This window comes from Streptomyces sp. M41 (assembly GCF_043673425.1).
GTDB lineage: Bacteria > Actinomycetota > Actinomycetes > Streptomycetales > Streptomycetaceae > Streptomyces.
On sequence record NZ_JBIMKE010000012.1, the window covers coordinates 56,676 to 70,151 of the forward strand.

A 13,476-nucleotide genomic window follows, 5' to 3' on the forward strand; every position below is an offset into this window, starting at 1 on the left:
TGGAGGGTCGGCTGCGGCGGATGCCGGGGGAGGTGTTCGGGTGGTCTTCGGCTGGGGGCTTCACTTGCGGGGGGTCTGGTCCGGGGCGAGGATCGGAGCGTGGGTGATGTACCGCTCGGGCATGCATGAGGTCTGGGATGGGCGTGATGTCACACTCCGTCGGACAGGACCGCGGCGATCGCAGCATGGCGGTGGTGACTCCCGGCGGTGACCCGGTGCTCGCCGCACGGCTCACCGTGCCGACGGTCCCGGGTACGTTCGTGCGCAGGGAGCGGCTGGTCGAGCAGCTGGCCGAGGGCGCGCACAGTCCGCTGACGCTGGTCGGCGGCCCCGCGGGGGCGGGCAAGACACTGCTGGTCGCCGACTGGGTCCAGGTGCACGGACCGGGCGCCTTCGCCTGGCTGACGGTGGAGCCGGAGGACAGCGCCCCCGGCGTCTTCTGGTCCTATGTGCTGCACGCCTTCCGGCACCACGGCGTCGACTTGCCCGACAGCATCGGCAGCCCGGCCCGCCCGGGCGAGGTCGACCACTCGCTGCTGGCCCGGCTCGCGGCCTGGCTGAACGGACGTGACAGCCAGGTGGTCCTCGTCCTGGACGACTTCGACCGGGTGGCGGGCTGCGCCGAGGTGGCCGACGGGCTCCAGTTCGTCCTCCGGCATGCCGGCGACGGACTGCGCCTGGTCATCATCAGCCGCACCGAGCCGCTGCTGCCGCTGCACCGCTACCGCGCCGCCGGTGAGCTCGTCGACATCCGCGCCGGCGACCTGGCCTTCCGCGCCGAGGAGACCGCGGCCCTGGTCGACCGGCACGGGCTGCCGCTGTCGGACGACGCCGCGCGCGTGCTCACCGAACGCACCGAGGGCTGGGCGGCCGGCCTGCGGCTGTGCACGCTGGCCGCACAGCGGGCCGCTGACCCGGAGAGCTTCCTGAGGGACTTCGAGCCCGGACACAGCACGGTGGCCGACTTCCTGCTGGGCGAGGTGCTGCGCGTCCACCCCGCGGAGACCCAGGACCTGCTGCTGCGCACCAGCATCCTGGAGGAGACCCACCCCGAGCTGGCCAACGCCCTCACGGGACGGGACGACGCGGAGCCCATCCTGGAGGGACTGCAACGGGCGAACGCCTTCGTCGAGCCCATCGGCCACTCCTGGTACCGGCTGCACCCGCTGTTCGCCGAGATCCTGCGAGTGCATCTGGGGGTGCGCCACCCCGGCCTGGAGCCCGAGCTGCACCGTACGGCCGCCAAGTGGCTCAGCCGCGCGGGCCTGCTCGACGAGGCCCTGCCGCACGCGGCGGACGCCGGCGACTGGGAGCTGGCCGCCACCGAGTTCATCGGCCATCTGGCGATCGGGCGGCTGCGCACGGGGCTGTCCGCCGAGCGGCTGGACGGCCTCTTCGCCCGGATGACGCCGGAGACCTCCGGGCCGGCGTCCGACCTGGTGCGCGCGGCACGCGAGCTGACGCGGCACGACGTCGAACGGGGCGCCGCCCATCTGCGTCGCGCTGAGGACAACCTGCCCGTGGACGACGGCCGCGACGCCGCGGCGATGCGGTTCAGCTGTGCGCTGCTACGGGTGCTGGCCGCCCGGGTGGCGGGCTCGGCGGAACTGGCCGAGACGGCCGCGGGCGAGGTCGCCGAGGCGGAACATGCCCTGCCCGCCGACCAGTTGGAGCAGCGCCCGGAGCTCACCGCCCTCATGCTCACCGACCTCGGATCCGCCCAGCTGTGGGCGGGCCGCTTCGCTGCCGCGCGCTCGACGCTGTCGGTCGCCGTCCAGTCCGCCGAGGGGCCCTCGACGGCGCTCGTCCGGCACGAGGCACTGGGCCGGCTGGCGCTGATCGAGCTCCTGCACGGCCGGCCCGGCCAGGCCGAGGCGCATGCCCGCAGGGCGACGGCCGAGGCCGAGCACTCCGGGCTGCCGGTGCCGGACCGCACCGGGATGGCCCAGCTCGTGCTGGCCGCCGTGGCCATCGACCGGGACGAGCTGACGGCCGCGCAGAACCATCTCGAGCTGGCGGCCGTGACGTCCGCCGCCGCCCGCGATCCGATCGTGGGCGTGGAGCTGGCGATCCTGCGCTCGCGGCTGTTGTGCGCGAAGGGCGACTCCAGGGCCGCGCTGTCGGCCCTCGACGACCTGGCGGGAGGCCCCGCGGTCCTCGCCGAGCCGTCCCCGTGGGTGAGCGACCGTATCGCGATGGCCACGGCCGCGGCGTATCTGGCCGACGGCGATCCGAAGGCCGCGGTGAAGGTGTTCGAGGACCACGGCCCGCCCGGCCCGCACGGCACGGAGAGCCTGGTGGCCGAGGCCCGGGCGCGGGTGGCCGCGGGCGAGAGCGAGCGGGCGCTGCACATCCTGGACAGCCTGCCCGACCTGAGCGACCCGGGGCCGGCCATCGACGTCCGGGTCGTGCTGACCCGGGCGCAGGCCGTGGACGCCCTCGGCGAGTCCGGTGCCGCGGAGCGCCTGGTCCTGCGGGCCCTGTCGGCCGCCCGTCCGCATCAGCTGCGGCGGCCGTTCCTGGAGGGCGGGCCGTGGCTGCGGCGGCTGCTGCGCCGGCCCGCGCTCGGGCAGGGGCAGACCTGGCTGACCGACACGCTCGCCGGGCGGCCGGCCGTCGCCCGGTCACGGCAAGAGCCCGCGGGTCTTCGCCCGGAGCCGCTCAGCGCACGGGAACACGATGTCCTGGAGCGGCTCGCCGAGCTCATGTCGACGGAGGAGGTCGCCGCCGATCTGCATCTGTCCGTCAACACGGTGAAGACGCATCTGAAGAGCATCTACCGCAAGTTGGACGCCACCCGGCGCGGCGAGGCGGTCCGCCGGGCCCGTGAACTCGGGATGCTCTGACACGTCACCTCGCCAGGGTGATGCCCTGGGCCGCCCCGGCCCCGCAGCATGGGGACATGCGGTGCGAGATCCGGGTCGACGGGCACATGTCGGACGAGCTGACCACGGCGTTCCCCGAGTTGGACTCGTTCGTCGTGCTGAAGCAGACCTTGCTCTACGGCGAGGTCAGCGACGAGGCTCATCTGTACGGCCTGCTGATCCGGTTCCAGTCGCTGGGGCTGCACGTGATGGAGTTCCGCCGGCTTCCGGAGTGAGCGCGCTTACGGATGTGAGGCGCACATCCGGAGTGAGGCGCACTTCCGGAGTGCAGCGCGGTTTTGGAGTGAGGCGCGTTCTGGAGTGGGGCGCCCCTCCGGAGGTGAGGCGCCCCACTCCGGTCGGTGTGTTCAGCCCGCGAGCACCTTCGCCTTGGCCTGCTCGTACTCGGCGTCGGTGATGTCGCCGTGGTCGTGCAGCCCGGCGAGCTTGGTCAGTTCGTCGGCACGGGTCACCGGGCCGGCCGGGGTCTCGGCGGCGGCCTGCTGGACGTAGGAGCGGAACTCCTCCTCCCGCCGCTGCATCTCGCGCACCTCGCGATGGCCCATGGAGCGCCCCCGGGCGATCAGATAGACGAAGATGCCGAGGAACGGCAGCACGCACACGAAGACGCACCAGCCCGCCTTGGACCAGCCGCCCATGGTGTCGTCGCGGAAGATGTCCCCGATGACCCGGAAGAGCAGCACGAACCACATGACCCACAGGAAGAACCAGAGCATGGTCAGGAACGCGTTGAGCAGCGGGTAGTCCACGGTTGCCTCCACATGCCGGCCGCCGTGATGCCGCGGCGGTCCCGAAGCCTGATGGCTCCACAGTGCGCCCGCCGGCGCGGGACGGCATCACCCGGAGCGGGTGGGCGCCCGCCCCGGCGAACCGTGCGCGCCGGCACCGTCGGCCGGTCAGCCCGTCAGCACCTTGGACTTGGCGGCCTCGTACTCGGCGTCGGAGATGGCGCCCTGGTCGTGCAGCACCGCCAGCTTGCCGAGTTCGTCCGCCTTGGCGCCGCCGCCCTTGCTCCCGGGCTTCTCGGCGGCCACCTGCTGGACATAGGTGCGGAACGCCCGCTCACGGTCATGGGCCATCCGCATCTCGCGCTCCCCCATCCCGCGCCCACGGGCGATCAGGTAGACGAAGACACCGAGGAACGGCAGCACACACACCGTCAGCGTCCAGCCGGCCTTCGCCCAGCCGCTGAGCGTGTCGTCACGGAAGACGTCCATGACCACGCGGACCAGCAGCATGATCCACATGATCCACAGGAAGAACCAGAGCATGGTCAGGAAGACGTCGAGCAGCGGATAGTCCATGATCGCCTCCGGTCAGCGGGTGACGCGACGCCCGCGCGGCCGTGCGGTGTCGACGTCTTCACGATGCGCCGGACCGGGCCGCGCGGCATCACCCCTCATGGGTGGCCTGCGCGCGTTCGGCGCGACCGCCGGCCGCGAGGAGCGCCAGGACCGCGAGCACGGCGAGCAGGACGATCGCGAACACCACGAGCGTGAGCGCGGTGGGGGTGTTCCACACCGCGAAGACGAAGGCCAGGACCGCCAGGACGGACAGGGCGATCGACCGGCGGTGGGTCTGCGCCCACACTCCGACGCGGCCCGCCCGGATCTCGTGCCGCCAGGCCCAGCCGGCCACCGTGTCCGCGGTGCGGTCGCAGCCCCGGCGCAGCGCCACGGGGAGGCGGCCGGGGCCGATCAGATACGCGCCGAGCGCGACCACGACGCCCAGCACGATCGCCGTGCGCAGGGCGTCCCGCAGGAAGCGCAGCAGCGTGTCGAAGACGGCCGCCGCGGCGGCGTCGGACTGCACGGCCGCCGGGAGGTGGTCCAGGTAGTAGCGGCGGGCGACGACCAGCCCGATGGCCACCACCGCACAGCCGAAGGCGGCGCCGAGGGCGGTCCGGGCGAGCGCGCGCCGACGCCGGCGGGCCAGCAGCACACCGGCCGCGCCGACGACGACGGTGAGGACGGGCAGCCAGTGGCCGACGACGTCCAGCAGGCGGGCGCCGTCCCGGACCTGCTCCAGCTCCTCGGACTGGAACAGCACCAGCTGCTTGTCCACCGAGGGGATCTTCGCCGCCGGTGCCAGCCCCGCATCGACGAGGTCCTGTTTCACCTGCTCGACGAGCGTGCCGACGTCGAGGGTGACGGTGCCGCCGGAGACCCCGACGGCACCCCGGCCCTCGCCGGTGAGGGCGTGCACGACGGCGCTGTGGGCCCGTTCGTTGGCGTCCTTCCACACGGTGGCGAAGGCGTCGCTGTGTACGACCCGGGTGGCGATGTTCTTCACCACGCCGTCCACGGCCGCGTTGATCTGCGGCCCGAGCCCCCGTATCGCCGTGGCCGCCGCGGGTGGCAGGCCCTGGGACTGGAGCCAGTCACCGAGCTGGTCGGCGGCCCGCCGGCCGTCGACGCGCACATCCACGGCCTCGGCCATCCGGTCGACGGCGGCGTCCTGGACGGCCGGCTCGGTGGCCAGTGGGGCGACCGTGGTCACATACCGGTCGGTGTCGAGCGCGATGTCATGGACCCACACCGTGAGCAGCGCGACCGGCGTGAGGACGCAGGCGACCACGATCAGCACCGCGGAGACGGTGGCTCGTGCGATCCGCCCGGGCGCGGCGCTCATGGGTCCGCCCCTCGGCTAGTCGCCCATGGGATCCCTCTTCACCACGCACAGGGCCCAGATGATGAACGCGTACAGCGCGATCAGCGTCAGCGACCAGACCGGGTAGTACGGGATGGACAGGAAGTTGGCGATGATCAGCAGTGCCGCGATGCCGACGCCGACCACCCGGGCCCAGGTCTTCGCCGTGAACAGGCCGAAGCTCACGACCACGGCGATCGCCCCGAACAGCAGGTGGATCCAGCCCCAGCTGGTCAGGTCGAACTTGAAGACGTAGTTGGGGGTGGAGACGTAGACGTCGTCCTCGGCGATCGCCATGATCCCCCGGAAGACGTCGAGGATGCCGGAGATGAACAGCATCACTCCGGCGAACAACGTCAGACCGCCGGCGGCGGTCTGCGTCCCCTCTCGGTGCTGGGGACGAGCGCTGGTGGCCATGTCCGGCCCCTTTCCTCACCGGGCTGCAAGGCGCAGCCGTACACCATCGAGCCTGATCCACGAGGGCGGGCCCGTCGTCACCCCCGAAGGGTGAGGAGGCGCGGCGGGCGTACGGTCACGCCGCCAGGTCGGTCCGGGCGCTGACGCGTCCCGCGGCCACGGCGTCGGCCAGTGCGCGATGGTCGTGTTCGTTGCGGTCGGCGTAGGCACCTGCGAACTCCACGAGGGCCCGGTCGAAGGAGTCGCCGCGGCCGAGGTAGGCGCCGATGGCGACCGGGTCGCCCGAGCGGGCGTGGGCCCGGGCCAGCGACGCGCCGCACAGCCGGGCGAACAGCGCCAGGGTCGCGGCGTCCATGGTCTCGGGTCGGGCGATGCCCTTCCAGTCCCGCAACTGCCGTACGTAGAAGTCGCGTTCGCGGCCGTCGATGCCCAGGACGCGCTGCCAGCCGAGGAAGATGTCGGTGGCGGCCTGCATCAGCCGCTGCCCGGCCACCACCCGCTCGCCCTGGTTCTCGTACCGGCTCGCCCCGCAGTAGGGGGCGAGGACCGACTCGCCGGCCTCCTTGGCCTGCAACAGCAGCGGGTCCTCGTCGTCCCGGCCGAGCAGCAGGATGATCCAGCAGCGGGTGCCGACGCTGCCCACCCCGACGACCTTGCGGGCCATGTCGGCCACCCGGAACCGGCTCAACAGGTGCCGTCGCTCCGACGACAGGCTGTGCCGGTACTCGGCGACCAGTTCCCGCAGGGTGCGGGCCAGGTCGTCGCCCTGGGTGCCGGGCAGCAGCTGGGCGAGCGGGGTGATCAACGGGGGATCCGGGACGATGCGGTGGACGCCGTCCACGACATGGGTCAGCTTCTCGGCGGCCTGGAGACTGGTACGGCCGCGTGCCTTCGCCGCCGCCCGGGAGGCCCGTCGCTCGTCCTGCTTGCCGGGCCGCTCGGGCAGCAGCTCCGCGATCCGGTCGAAGTCGTCCCGGGCGTACCAGACGTCGAGGGTGCGCATCCCGGCGAACGCCCGCATGCGCTCGCGGTATGCCTCCACCCCGGCGAGGACGAGGTTCTCGCAGCGCCGCACCGGGAATCCGTTGGCCCGGCCGGCGATCACCAGGCTCGCGGCGAGCCGCTTGACGTCCCACTCGAACGGGCCCGGCAGGGTCTCGTCGAAGTCGTTGATGTCGAAGACGAGATGACGTTCCGGGGAGGCGAGGAGCCGGAAGTTCAGCAGATGCGCGTCACCGCACAGCTGGGCGTACAGCCCTGTGTGCTCGCCCGCGCCGAGGTCGGACGCCATGATCGCCGCGGCTCCGCGGTAGAAGCGGAACGGCGATTCGAGCATCCGGCCGTAGCGGACGGGGACCAGTTCGGGCACCCGGGTCGCGGACTGCCGCTCGATGATGTCGACGGGGTCCGGCCGTTTCTCGCCGGGATCGAACACGGCGTGGGCGGAACGGGGCACTCGTGCGCGTGCCGCCTTCCCGCGCGCCGCGCGCTCGGCCGGGGAGAGCGGACCCTCGTGCGTCGTGACCATCGCCGGACCTCCTTGCCCGCAGGGTCACAGCCCGGCGTCCCGCGCGGGATCACCCGCAGCAGGTGATGTGGGGGGGCGTGCGCGTTGCGGTGGGGGCGCTCAGCCGTTGGGGGCGCGGTCGATGAGGGCGTGGCTGGTGGGGCGCGGTCGGTGTGCGCGGGGAAGCGCTTCGCGTGCGCGAACGGCTCAGGTGCACCACCACAGGAACCGGTCGCATGTCTTCGTCGGCGACGGCTGCGGAGTCGGATCCGCTGTGGTCGGGTCGGCCGTGGGAGGCGGCGGGGACTCCGGCTGGGTCGTCGGCGCGGGAGCCTCGGTGGAGGTGCCGGAGCCGGTGCCGGTGCCGGTGCCGGTGCCCGCCGAGGAGCGGTCGTCCTTGTCGGGTTCCTTGTCCTGGTCCTTCTTCTTGCCCTCGCCCTTGGGCGACTTCGAGGCCGACGGGGACGCCGACGGGTCGGGCGAGGGTCCGCCTCCGTCCGTGCGGGTCGCCCCGTCCGTCGCCTCCGGGGACGCGGTCACCTCTTCCGAGGCCGCGCCCTCCGCCGACGCGTCCCCGGCGGCGGCCGGCTTCGGGTCCGAGCCGGGGGCGTCCATGCCGAGTTCCGCGAGGCTCAGGCCCCCCGCCGCCAGGACGAAACCCGCGGCGACCAGCAAGGTCCGGCGACGGCGGCGCCGGTGCGCGGCGGCCTTGCGGTCGCGACGGCTCAGCCCGCCCGCGTGCTCCTCGTCGTCCAGATCGTCCGGATCGTCCAGGTCATCACGGTCGTCGTCGCCCTCGGCGTGCGCGTCTCCGCGGTCGCGATCGCGGTGGGCATCATCCCGGTGGGCGTTCTCCGGGTGGGCGTCGTCCGCGTCGTTCCGGTGCGCGCGGTCCTGACCACTGTCGTAGTGCGCGCCTTCGTATGGAGCACCGCCGTACTGAGCGCTGCCGTACTGAGCACCGCCGTGCTGAGGAGCGCCGTACTGAACCCCGCCGTACTGAGCACCGTCGTAGGCCATGGGCGGCATCTGCGGATACGCGTCACCCGCGCTCGCGTACACACGCAGCTCTTCGATCGCGGCGCCGCACCCCGGGCAGGCGAGGGCGCCATTCAGGTGCCGTCGGCACGGGTGGCAGTAGTCCATGACGCGGGAAGAGTAGGTTCCGCACCTGCACGGTTCATAGTCACAGCTGTGAAAGTTGTGTATGGAACTACCGGCTCCGGTCCAGCGAGTTGACGGGTATGCCGGGACACGCCGGACACGCCCCCTCGGTTCGCGCGGGGTTGCCCCGAAATCCGTATCGAAAGCGGTGTCGAAACCGTTATGCGCGCGGCCCATTGACACCCCTGCCACCGTCTCCCTACTGTCACGTCAGCATTTCGAACGTATGACGAAATATCGAACAAGATCGACGACAACGTCACCGAAGCGACGACGCATCAAGGGGCAACTGCCGTGCGCATCACCGGAATCAGCACACATGTGGTCGGGACGCCGTGGCGCAATCTGACCTACGTCCAGGTGCACACCGACGAGGGCATCACCGGCGTCGGCGAGACCCGGATGCTCGGCCACACCGACGCGCTGATCGGGTATCTGCGGGAGGCCGAGAACAACCACATCCTGGGCTCCGACCCGTTCGCCGTGGAAGATCTCGTCCGCCGCATGAAGTACGGCGACTACGGGCGCGCCGGCGAGATCGTCATGTCCGGTGTCGCCGTGATCGAGATGGCCTGCTGGGACATCAAGGGCAAGGCCCTCGGGGTGCCGGTCTGGCAGCTGCTGGGCGGCAAGGTCACCGACAAGGTCAAGGCGTACGCCAACGGCTGGTACACCACCGAGCGAACCCCGGAGGCGTACCACAAGGCCGCGCAGGGCGTGATGGAGCGCGGGTACAAGGCTCTCAAGATCGACCCCTTCGGCACCGGGCACTTCGAGCTCGACCACGAGCAGACCCTGTACGCCGTCTCCCTGATCGAGGCCGTACGGGACGCCATCGGCCCGGACGCCGAGCTGATGCTGGAGATGCACGGCCGCTTCTCCCCCGCCACCGCCGTACGGCTCGCGCGCGAGCTCGCGCCCTTCAGGCCGGCCTGGCTGGAGGAGCCGTGTCCGCCGGAGAACCTGAAGGCGCTGGAGAAGGTAGCCGCCAAGGTCGACATCCCGGTCGCGACGGGCGAGCGGATTCACGATCGCATCGAGTTCCGTGAGCTCTTCGAGAGCCAGGCCGTCGACATCGTCCAGCCCGATGTCGGCCACATCGGGGGCATCTGGGAGACGCGGAAGCTGGCCGCGACCGCCGAGACGCACTACATGCTGGTGGCCCCGCACAACGTGGGTGGCTCGGTCCTGACCGCCGCCTCCCTCCAGGTCGGCTTCACCTCCCCGAACTTCAAGGTCCTGGAGCACTTCAACGATTTCGCCGACGCGGAGATCAAGAAGGTCGTCAAGGGCGCCCCGCAGGTGGACCCGGAGGACGGCTGCTTCCACCTCTCCGACGCCCCGGGCCTCGGGGTCGAGTTCGACGCCGACGCCGCCGCCGAGTTCCCGCAGCAGCAGGCCCGTTTCGACCTGTGGGCCGAGGGCTGGGAGCAGCGCAAGCCCAAGGGCACCCGGTGAGCACGGCCGTCGTCGTCGAGGCACCCGGCGAGCACCGCCTCATCGCGCACACCCCCCGTGAGCCCGGTCCCGGCGAGGCCCTCGTCCGCGTCCACGCGGTCGGCATCTGCGGCAGTGACCGCGAGGTGTACCAGGGCAACCGGCCCGAGGGTTACGTCCGTTACCCGCTCACGCCGGGCCACGAGTGGTCCGGGACCGTCGAGGCGGTCGGCGCCGGGGTGCCGGACTCGCTGGCCGGCCGCAAGGTCGTCGGCGAGGGCTTCCGCAACTGCCAGGTCTGCGACCGCTGCCACGCCGGTGAGACCACGCTGTGCACCGCGGGGTACGAGGAGACCGGCTTCACCCGGCCCGGCGCCATGGCCGCCACGCTGACGCTCCCGGCCCGGCTGCTGCACGTCCTGCCGGACGACTGCGACCTCACCGCCGCCGCCCTGCTGGAGCCGGCCGCCTGTGTCGCCGCCGCCGCGATCAAGGCGAACGCGCTGCCCGGCGAGCGGGTGGCGGTGGTCGGCACCGGGACGCTCGGGATGTTCGCCGTGCAGTTCCTGAAGGCGGGCTCGCCGGGCGAGCTGCTGGTGGTGGGGACGCGGGGCGAACGCGAGGCGCTGTCACGGCGGTACGGCGCCACGGACTTCCGTACGAGGAGCGCCGAGGGCCCTCCACTGCCCGGCGACTTCGACGTCGTCATCGAGACCGCCGGGTCCGCGGACGCCGCGCGCACCTCCGCCGCGCTGCTCAGGCGGGGCGGGCGGCTGGTGCTGACCGGGATCCCGGCGCCGGGCGCGCAGGGGCTGGACCCCACCGATCTCGTCGTACGGCAGCTGGAGGTGCACACCGTCTTCGGGGCGCCGCCGGACGCCTGGGCGCACACGGTGCGGGTGTTCGCGGCCGGGCTGCTCGACCCGCTGCCGCTGGTCACGCACGAGTTGCCGCTGCGGGAGTTCCCGCGGGCGATCGAGCTCGTGGGGTCCGGCGATCCCGGGGTGGGCAAGGTCCTCCTCCGCCCCTAGGCCGGGTCCGGTTCGGGGGACGTACGCCGGTAGGGGCGGCCCGAGGGTCCGCGTACCGGCGTACCGGCGCACCTCCGAGAGCTTCGCGTACCACGAGTCCCGAACCTCGTCCGAAATATCGAACATGAAGGACACCTTGTGACCGACCCTTCCGTCCCCGCGGCCCGTCGACCCGGCGAGCAGGTACTCGCCGCGCTCGACATCGGCGCGCCCAACCTCTCCCCCGCCGACGCCTCGCCCCACACCTTCCCGGGCGGCGGCCGATGGCGCACCGAGATCCCCTCGTGCGAGGGCCCCGAGGCGCTGGCCGTCGTCCTGAAGGAAGCCTCGCGGCTGGACGTACCGATCCACCGGATCAGCCAGGGCAGCGGTGTGTGGATGCTGACCGACACCGAGATCACCGAGATGGTGGAGGCCGCCGCCGAGCGCGACATCGAGCTGTGCCTGTTCACCGGCCCGCGCGGCACCTGGGACATCGGCGGCTCCACACGCACCGACTCGCGGGGGGCCGGGCTGCGCGCCCGCGGCCACGACGCCCTCGCCGGGTGCGTCGAAGACGCCGTACGGGCCACGGAGTTGGGCGTGCGGTGCCTGCTCGTCGCCGACGAGGGCGTGCTGTGGACGCTGCACCGGGCACGGGCCGCCGGGATCCTGCCCGCCGGCACGACGCTCAAGGTGAGCGCGCTGATAGGCCCGGTCAACCCGGCGGCCTACGCGGTGTACGAGCACCTGGGCGCCGACTCCGTCAATGTGCCCAGCGATCTGACGCCGGCCCATCTCACCGAGATACGCCGGGTCTCCGCCGCCCCCATGGACATGTACATCGAGGCCCCCGACGACCTCGGCGGCTATGTGCGGATGTACGAGATCGCCGAGCTGATCCGGCGTGGCGCCCCGCTCTATCTGAAGTTCGGGCTCTCCAAGGCCCCCGGGATCTACCCCTACGGCCACCACATGAGGGAGCTGACGCTGGCCACCGCCCGGGAACGCGTCCGGCGCGGCCGGCTCGCACTGGACCTGCTCGCACGGCACGGAGCCGACACCGACATGGCTCCACTCGGCTCACGACTGCCCGGAACGCTGAGGCGGTTCGAATTGCCCGCATAACGTTCCGGACAAGCCTCTTCACAGAAGGCGACGCAGTCGAACACAATCCCACACACCCACGGTTTCACTCGCACAGCCCCGGACACGTCCTCGCACCACGGGACCGAGCCCTGCCCCACCCACATCAAGGATGATGACCATGCGTAATCGCAGAGCCGCACTCGCCGCCATGGCCTCCGCCGCCTCCCTCGCCCTGACCCTGTCCGCCTGCGGTCAGAGCGGCGAGGGCGGGAGCAAGGAGAAGGGCGGTGACTCCAAGGGCGCGACCATCGGCATCGCGATGCCGACCAAGTCCTCCGAGCGCTGGATCGCCGACGGCAACAACGTCAAGAAGGACCTGGAGTCCAAGGGCTACAAGACCCGGCTGGTCTACGGCGAGGACGACCCCGACCAGCAGGTCTCCCAGATCGAGAACCTGATCACGCAGGGCGTCGAGGCGCTGATCGTCGCGGCCATCGACAACAAGTCGATGAACAACGTCCTCCAGCAGGCCAAGGACGCGGACATCCCCGTCATCTCCTACGACCGCCTGATCCTCGGCACCGAGAACGTCGACTACTACGCCTCGTTCGACAACGAGAAGGTCGGCGAGCTCCAGGGCACGTACATCCTGGAGAAGCTCGGCCTGAAGGACGGCGCCGGCAATTCGTCGAAGGGCCCCTTCAACATCGAGCTGTTCGCCGGTTCCAACGACGACAACAACACCCGCTACTTCTTCCAGGGCGCGATGAACGTCCTGCAGCCCTACATCGACAAGAAGCAGCTCGTCGTCCGGTCCAAGCAGACCGCGCTGAACCAGGTCACCACCCTGCGCTGGGACGGCGGCACCGCCCAGAGGCGCATGGACGACATCCTGACCTCGGCGTACAAGAGCGAGCGCGTCGACGCGGTCCTCTCGCCCTACGACGGCATCTCCATCGGCATCCTGTCCGCGCTGAAGTCGGACGACTACGGCTCCAAGAACAAGCCGCTGCCGATCGTCACCGGCCAGGACGCCGAGGTCGCCTCGGTGAAGTCGATCATCGCCGCCGAGCAGTCGATGACCGTCTACAAGGACACCCGCGAACTCGCCAAGGTGGCCTCGAACATGGTCGACGCGGTGCTCAACGGCAAGAAGCCCGAGGTCAACGACACCAAGACGTACGACAACGGCGCCAAGGTCGTCCCGGCCTACCTGCTCACACCGGTCAGCGTCGACAAGAACAACTACCAGGAGACGGTCGTCGACTCCGGCTACATCAAGGCGAGCGACCTCAAGTAACCGCCGGCTCCTACTGAT

General features: G+C 71.5%; 12 protein-coding genes. 6 read left to right on the plus strand and 6 right to left on the minus strand.

All coding sequences use genetic code 11. The features are described 5' to 3' along the window. Nucleotides 1-146 precede the first annotated feature (146 nt). Together ACHBTE_RS17290 and ACHBTE_RS17295 are read left to right on the plus strand one after the other, a co-directional pair. Nucleotides 147-2,846, plus strand: a complete 2,700-nt coding sequence (locus ACHBTE_RS17290) for a LuxR C-terminal-related transcriptional regulator (RefSeq protein ID WP_394724776.1) — start codon at nt 147-149, stop codon at nt 2,844-2,846. Nucleotides 2,847-2,902: 56 nt separating this feature from the next. After that, nucleotides 2,903-3,100 carry a hypothetical protein gene (locus ACHBTE_RS17295; RefSeq protein ID WP_394724777.1) on the plus strand — a complete coding sequence of 66 codons (198 nt, stop codon included), beginning with the start codon at nt 2,903-2,905 and terminating at the stop codon, nt 3,098-3,100. Between the two features lie 132 nt (nt 3,101-3,232). Here ACHBTE_RS17295 and ACHBTE_RS17300 read toward each other — a convergent pair whose 3' ends face one another. The 6 genes from ACHBTE_RS17300 to ACHBTE_RS17325 form a co-directional block, all read right to left on the minus strand. Then, on the minus strand, nt 3,233-3,634 hold the full coding sequence (locus ACHBTE_RS17300) for an SHOCT domain-containing protein (protein WP_394724778.1): 402 nt from the start codon (nt 3,632-3,634) through the stop codon (nt 3,233-3,235). A 147-nt stretch (nt 3,635-3,781) separates the two neighbouring features. Further along, a complete protein-coding gene (locus ACHBTE_RS17305) occupies nt 3,782-4,189 on the minus strand; it encodes an SHOCT domain-containing protein (RefSeq protein ID WP_394724779.1) in 408 nt (135 codons plus the stop codon). Nucleotides 4,190-4,277: 88 nt separating this feature from the next. Next, entirely contained in the window at nt 4,278-5,516 is a 1,239-nt protein-coding gene (locus ACHBTE_RS17310; RefSeq protein WP_394724780.1) for a hypothetical protein, read from the minus strand. Nucleotides 5,517-5,531: 15 nt separating this feature from the next. Then, nucleotides 5,532-5,951, minus strand: a complete 420-nt coding sequence (locus tag ACHBTE_RS17315) for a hypothetical protein (RefSeq protein WP_394724781.1) — start codon at nt 5,949-5,951, stop codon at nt 5,532-5,534. 115 nt (nt 5,952-6,066) lie between these two features. Continuing rightward, nucleotides 6,067-7,479, minus strand: coding sequence for a DUF2252 domain-containing protein (locus ACHBTE_RS17320; protein ID WP_394724782.1), 1,413 nt, complete (start codon nt 7,477-7,479; stop codon nt 6,067-6,069). 186 nt (nt 7,480-7,665) lie between these two features. Continuing rightward, nucleotides 7,666-8,604 carry a hypothetical protein gene (locus tag ACHBTE_RS17325; RefSeq protein ID WP_394724783.1) on the minus strand — a complete coding sequence of 313 codons (939 nt, stop codon included), beginning with the start codon at nt 8,602-8,604 and terminating at the stop codon, nt 7,666-7,668. Nucleotides 8,605-8,916: 312 nt separating this feature from the next. Between ACHBTE_RS17325 and ACHBTE_RS17330 the strand changes: the two genes are divergently transcribed. The 4 genes from ACHBTE_RS17330 to chvE all read left to right on the plus strand — a co-directional run bounded on the left by ACHBTE_RS17330 (nt 8,917) and on the right by chvE (nt 13,458). Beyond that, nucleotides 8,917-10,080: a mandelate racemase/muconate lactonizing enzyme family protein gene (locus ACHBTE_RS17330; protein ID WP_394724784.1), complete on the plus strand. Its 1,164-nt coding sequence runs from the start codon at nt 8,917-8,919 to the stop codon at nt 10,078-10,080. Continuing rightward, on the plus strand, nt 10,077-11,090 hold the full coding sequence (locus ACHBTE_RS17335; protein WP_394724785.1) for a zinc-binding dehydrogenase: 1,014 nt from the start codon (nt 10,077-10,079) through the stop codon (nt 11,088-11,090). Before ACHBTE_RS17330 ends, ACHBTE_RS17335 begins: the two co-directional genes overlap by 4 nt. A 138-nt stretch (nt 11,091-11,228) precedes the next feature. Continuing rightward, nucleotides 11,229-12,197, plus strand: a complete 969-nt coding sequence (locus ACHBTE_RS17340; RefSeq protein ID WP_394724786.1) for a hypothetical protein — start codon at nt 11,229-11,231, stop codon at nt 12,195-12,197. Nucleotides 12,198-12,336: 139 nt separating this feature from the next. Then, nucleotides 12,337-13,458: a multiple monosaccharide ABC transporter substrate-binding protein gene (gene chvE, locus ACHBTE_RS17345; RefSeq protein WP_394724787.1), complete on the plus strand. Its 1,122-nt coding sequence runs from the start codon at nt 12,337-12,339 to the stop codon at nt 13,456-13,458. Nucleotides 13,459-13,476: the final 18 nt, after the last annotated feature.

Coding starts and splice junctions, on each gene's coding strand:
- ACHBTE_RS17290 (WP_394724776.1), top strand. CDS start 147: ATGTCACACTCCGTCGGACAGGACCGCGGCGATCGCAGCATGGCGGTG.
- ACHBTE_RS17295 (WP_394724777.1), top strand. CDS start 2,903: ATGCGGTGCGAGATCCGGGTCGACGGGCACATGTCGGACGAGCTGACC.
- ACHBTE_RS17305 (WP_394724779.1), bottom strand. CDS start 4,189: ATGGACTATCCGCTGCTCGACGTCTTCCTGACCATGCTCTGGTTCTTC.
- ACHBTE_RS17310 (WP_394724780.1), bottom strand. CDS start 5,516: ATGAGCGCCGCGCCCGGGCGGATCGCACGAGCCACCGTCTCCGCGGTG.
- ACHBTE_RS17315 (WP_394724781.1), bottom strand. CDS start 5,951: ATGGCCACCAGCGCTCGTCCCCAGCACCGAGAGGGGACGCAGACCGCC.
- ACHBTE_RS17320 (WP_394724782.1), bottom strand. CDS start 7,479: ATGGTCACGACGCACGAGGGTCCGCTCTCCCCGGCCGAGCGCGCGGCG.
- ACHBTE_RS17325 (WP_394724783.1), bottom strand. CDS start 8,604: ATGGACTACTGCCACCCGTGCCGACGGCACCTGAATGGCGCCCTCGCC.
- chvE (WP_394724787.1), top strand. CDS start 12,337: ATGCGTAATCGCAGAGCCGCACTCGCCGCCATGGCCTCCGCCGCCTCC.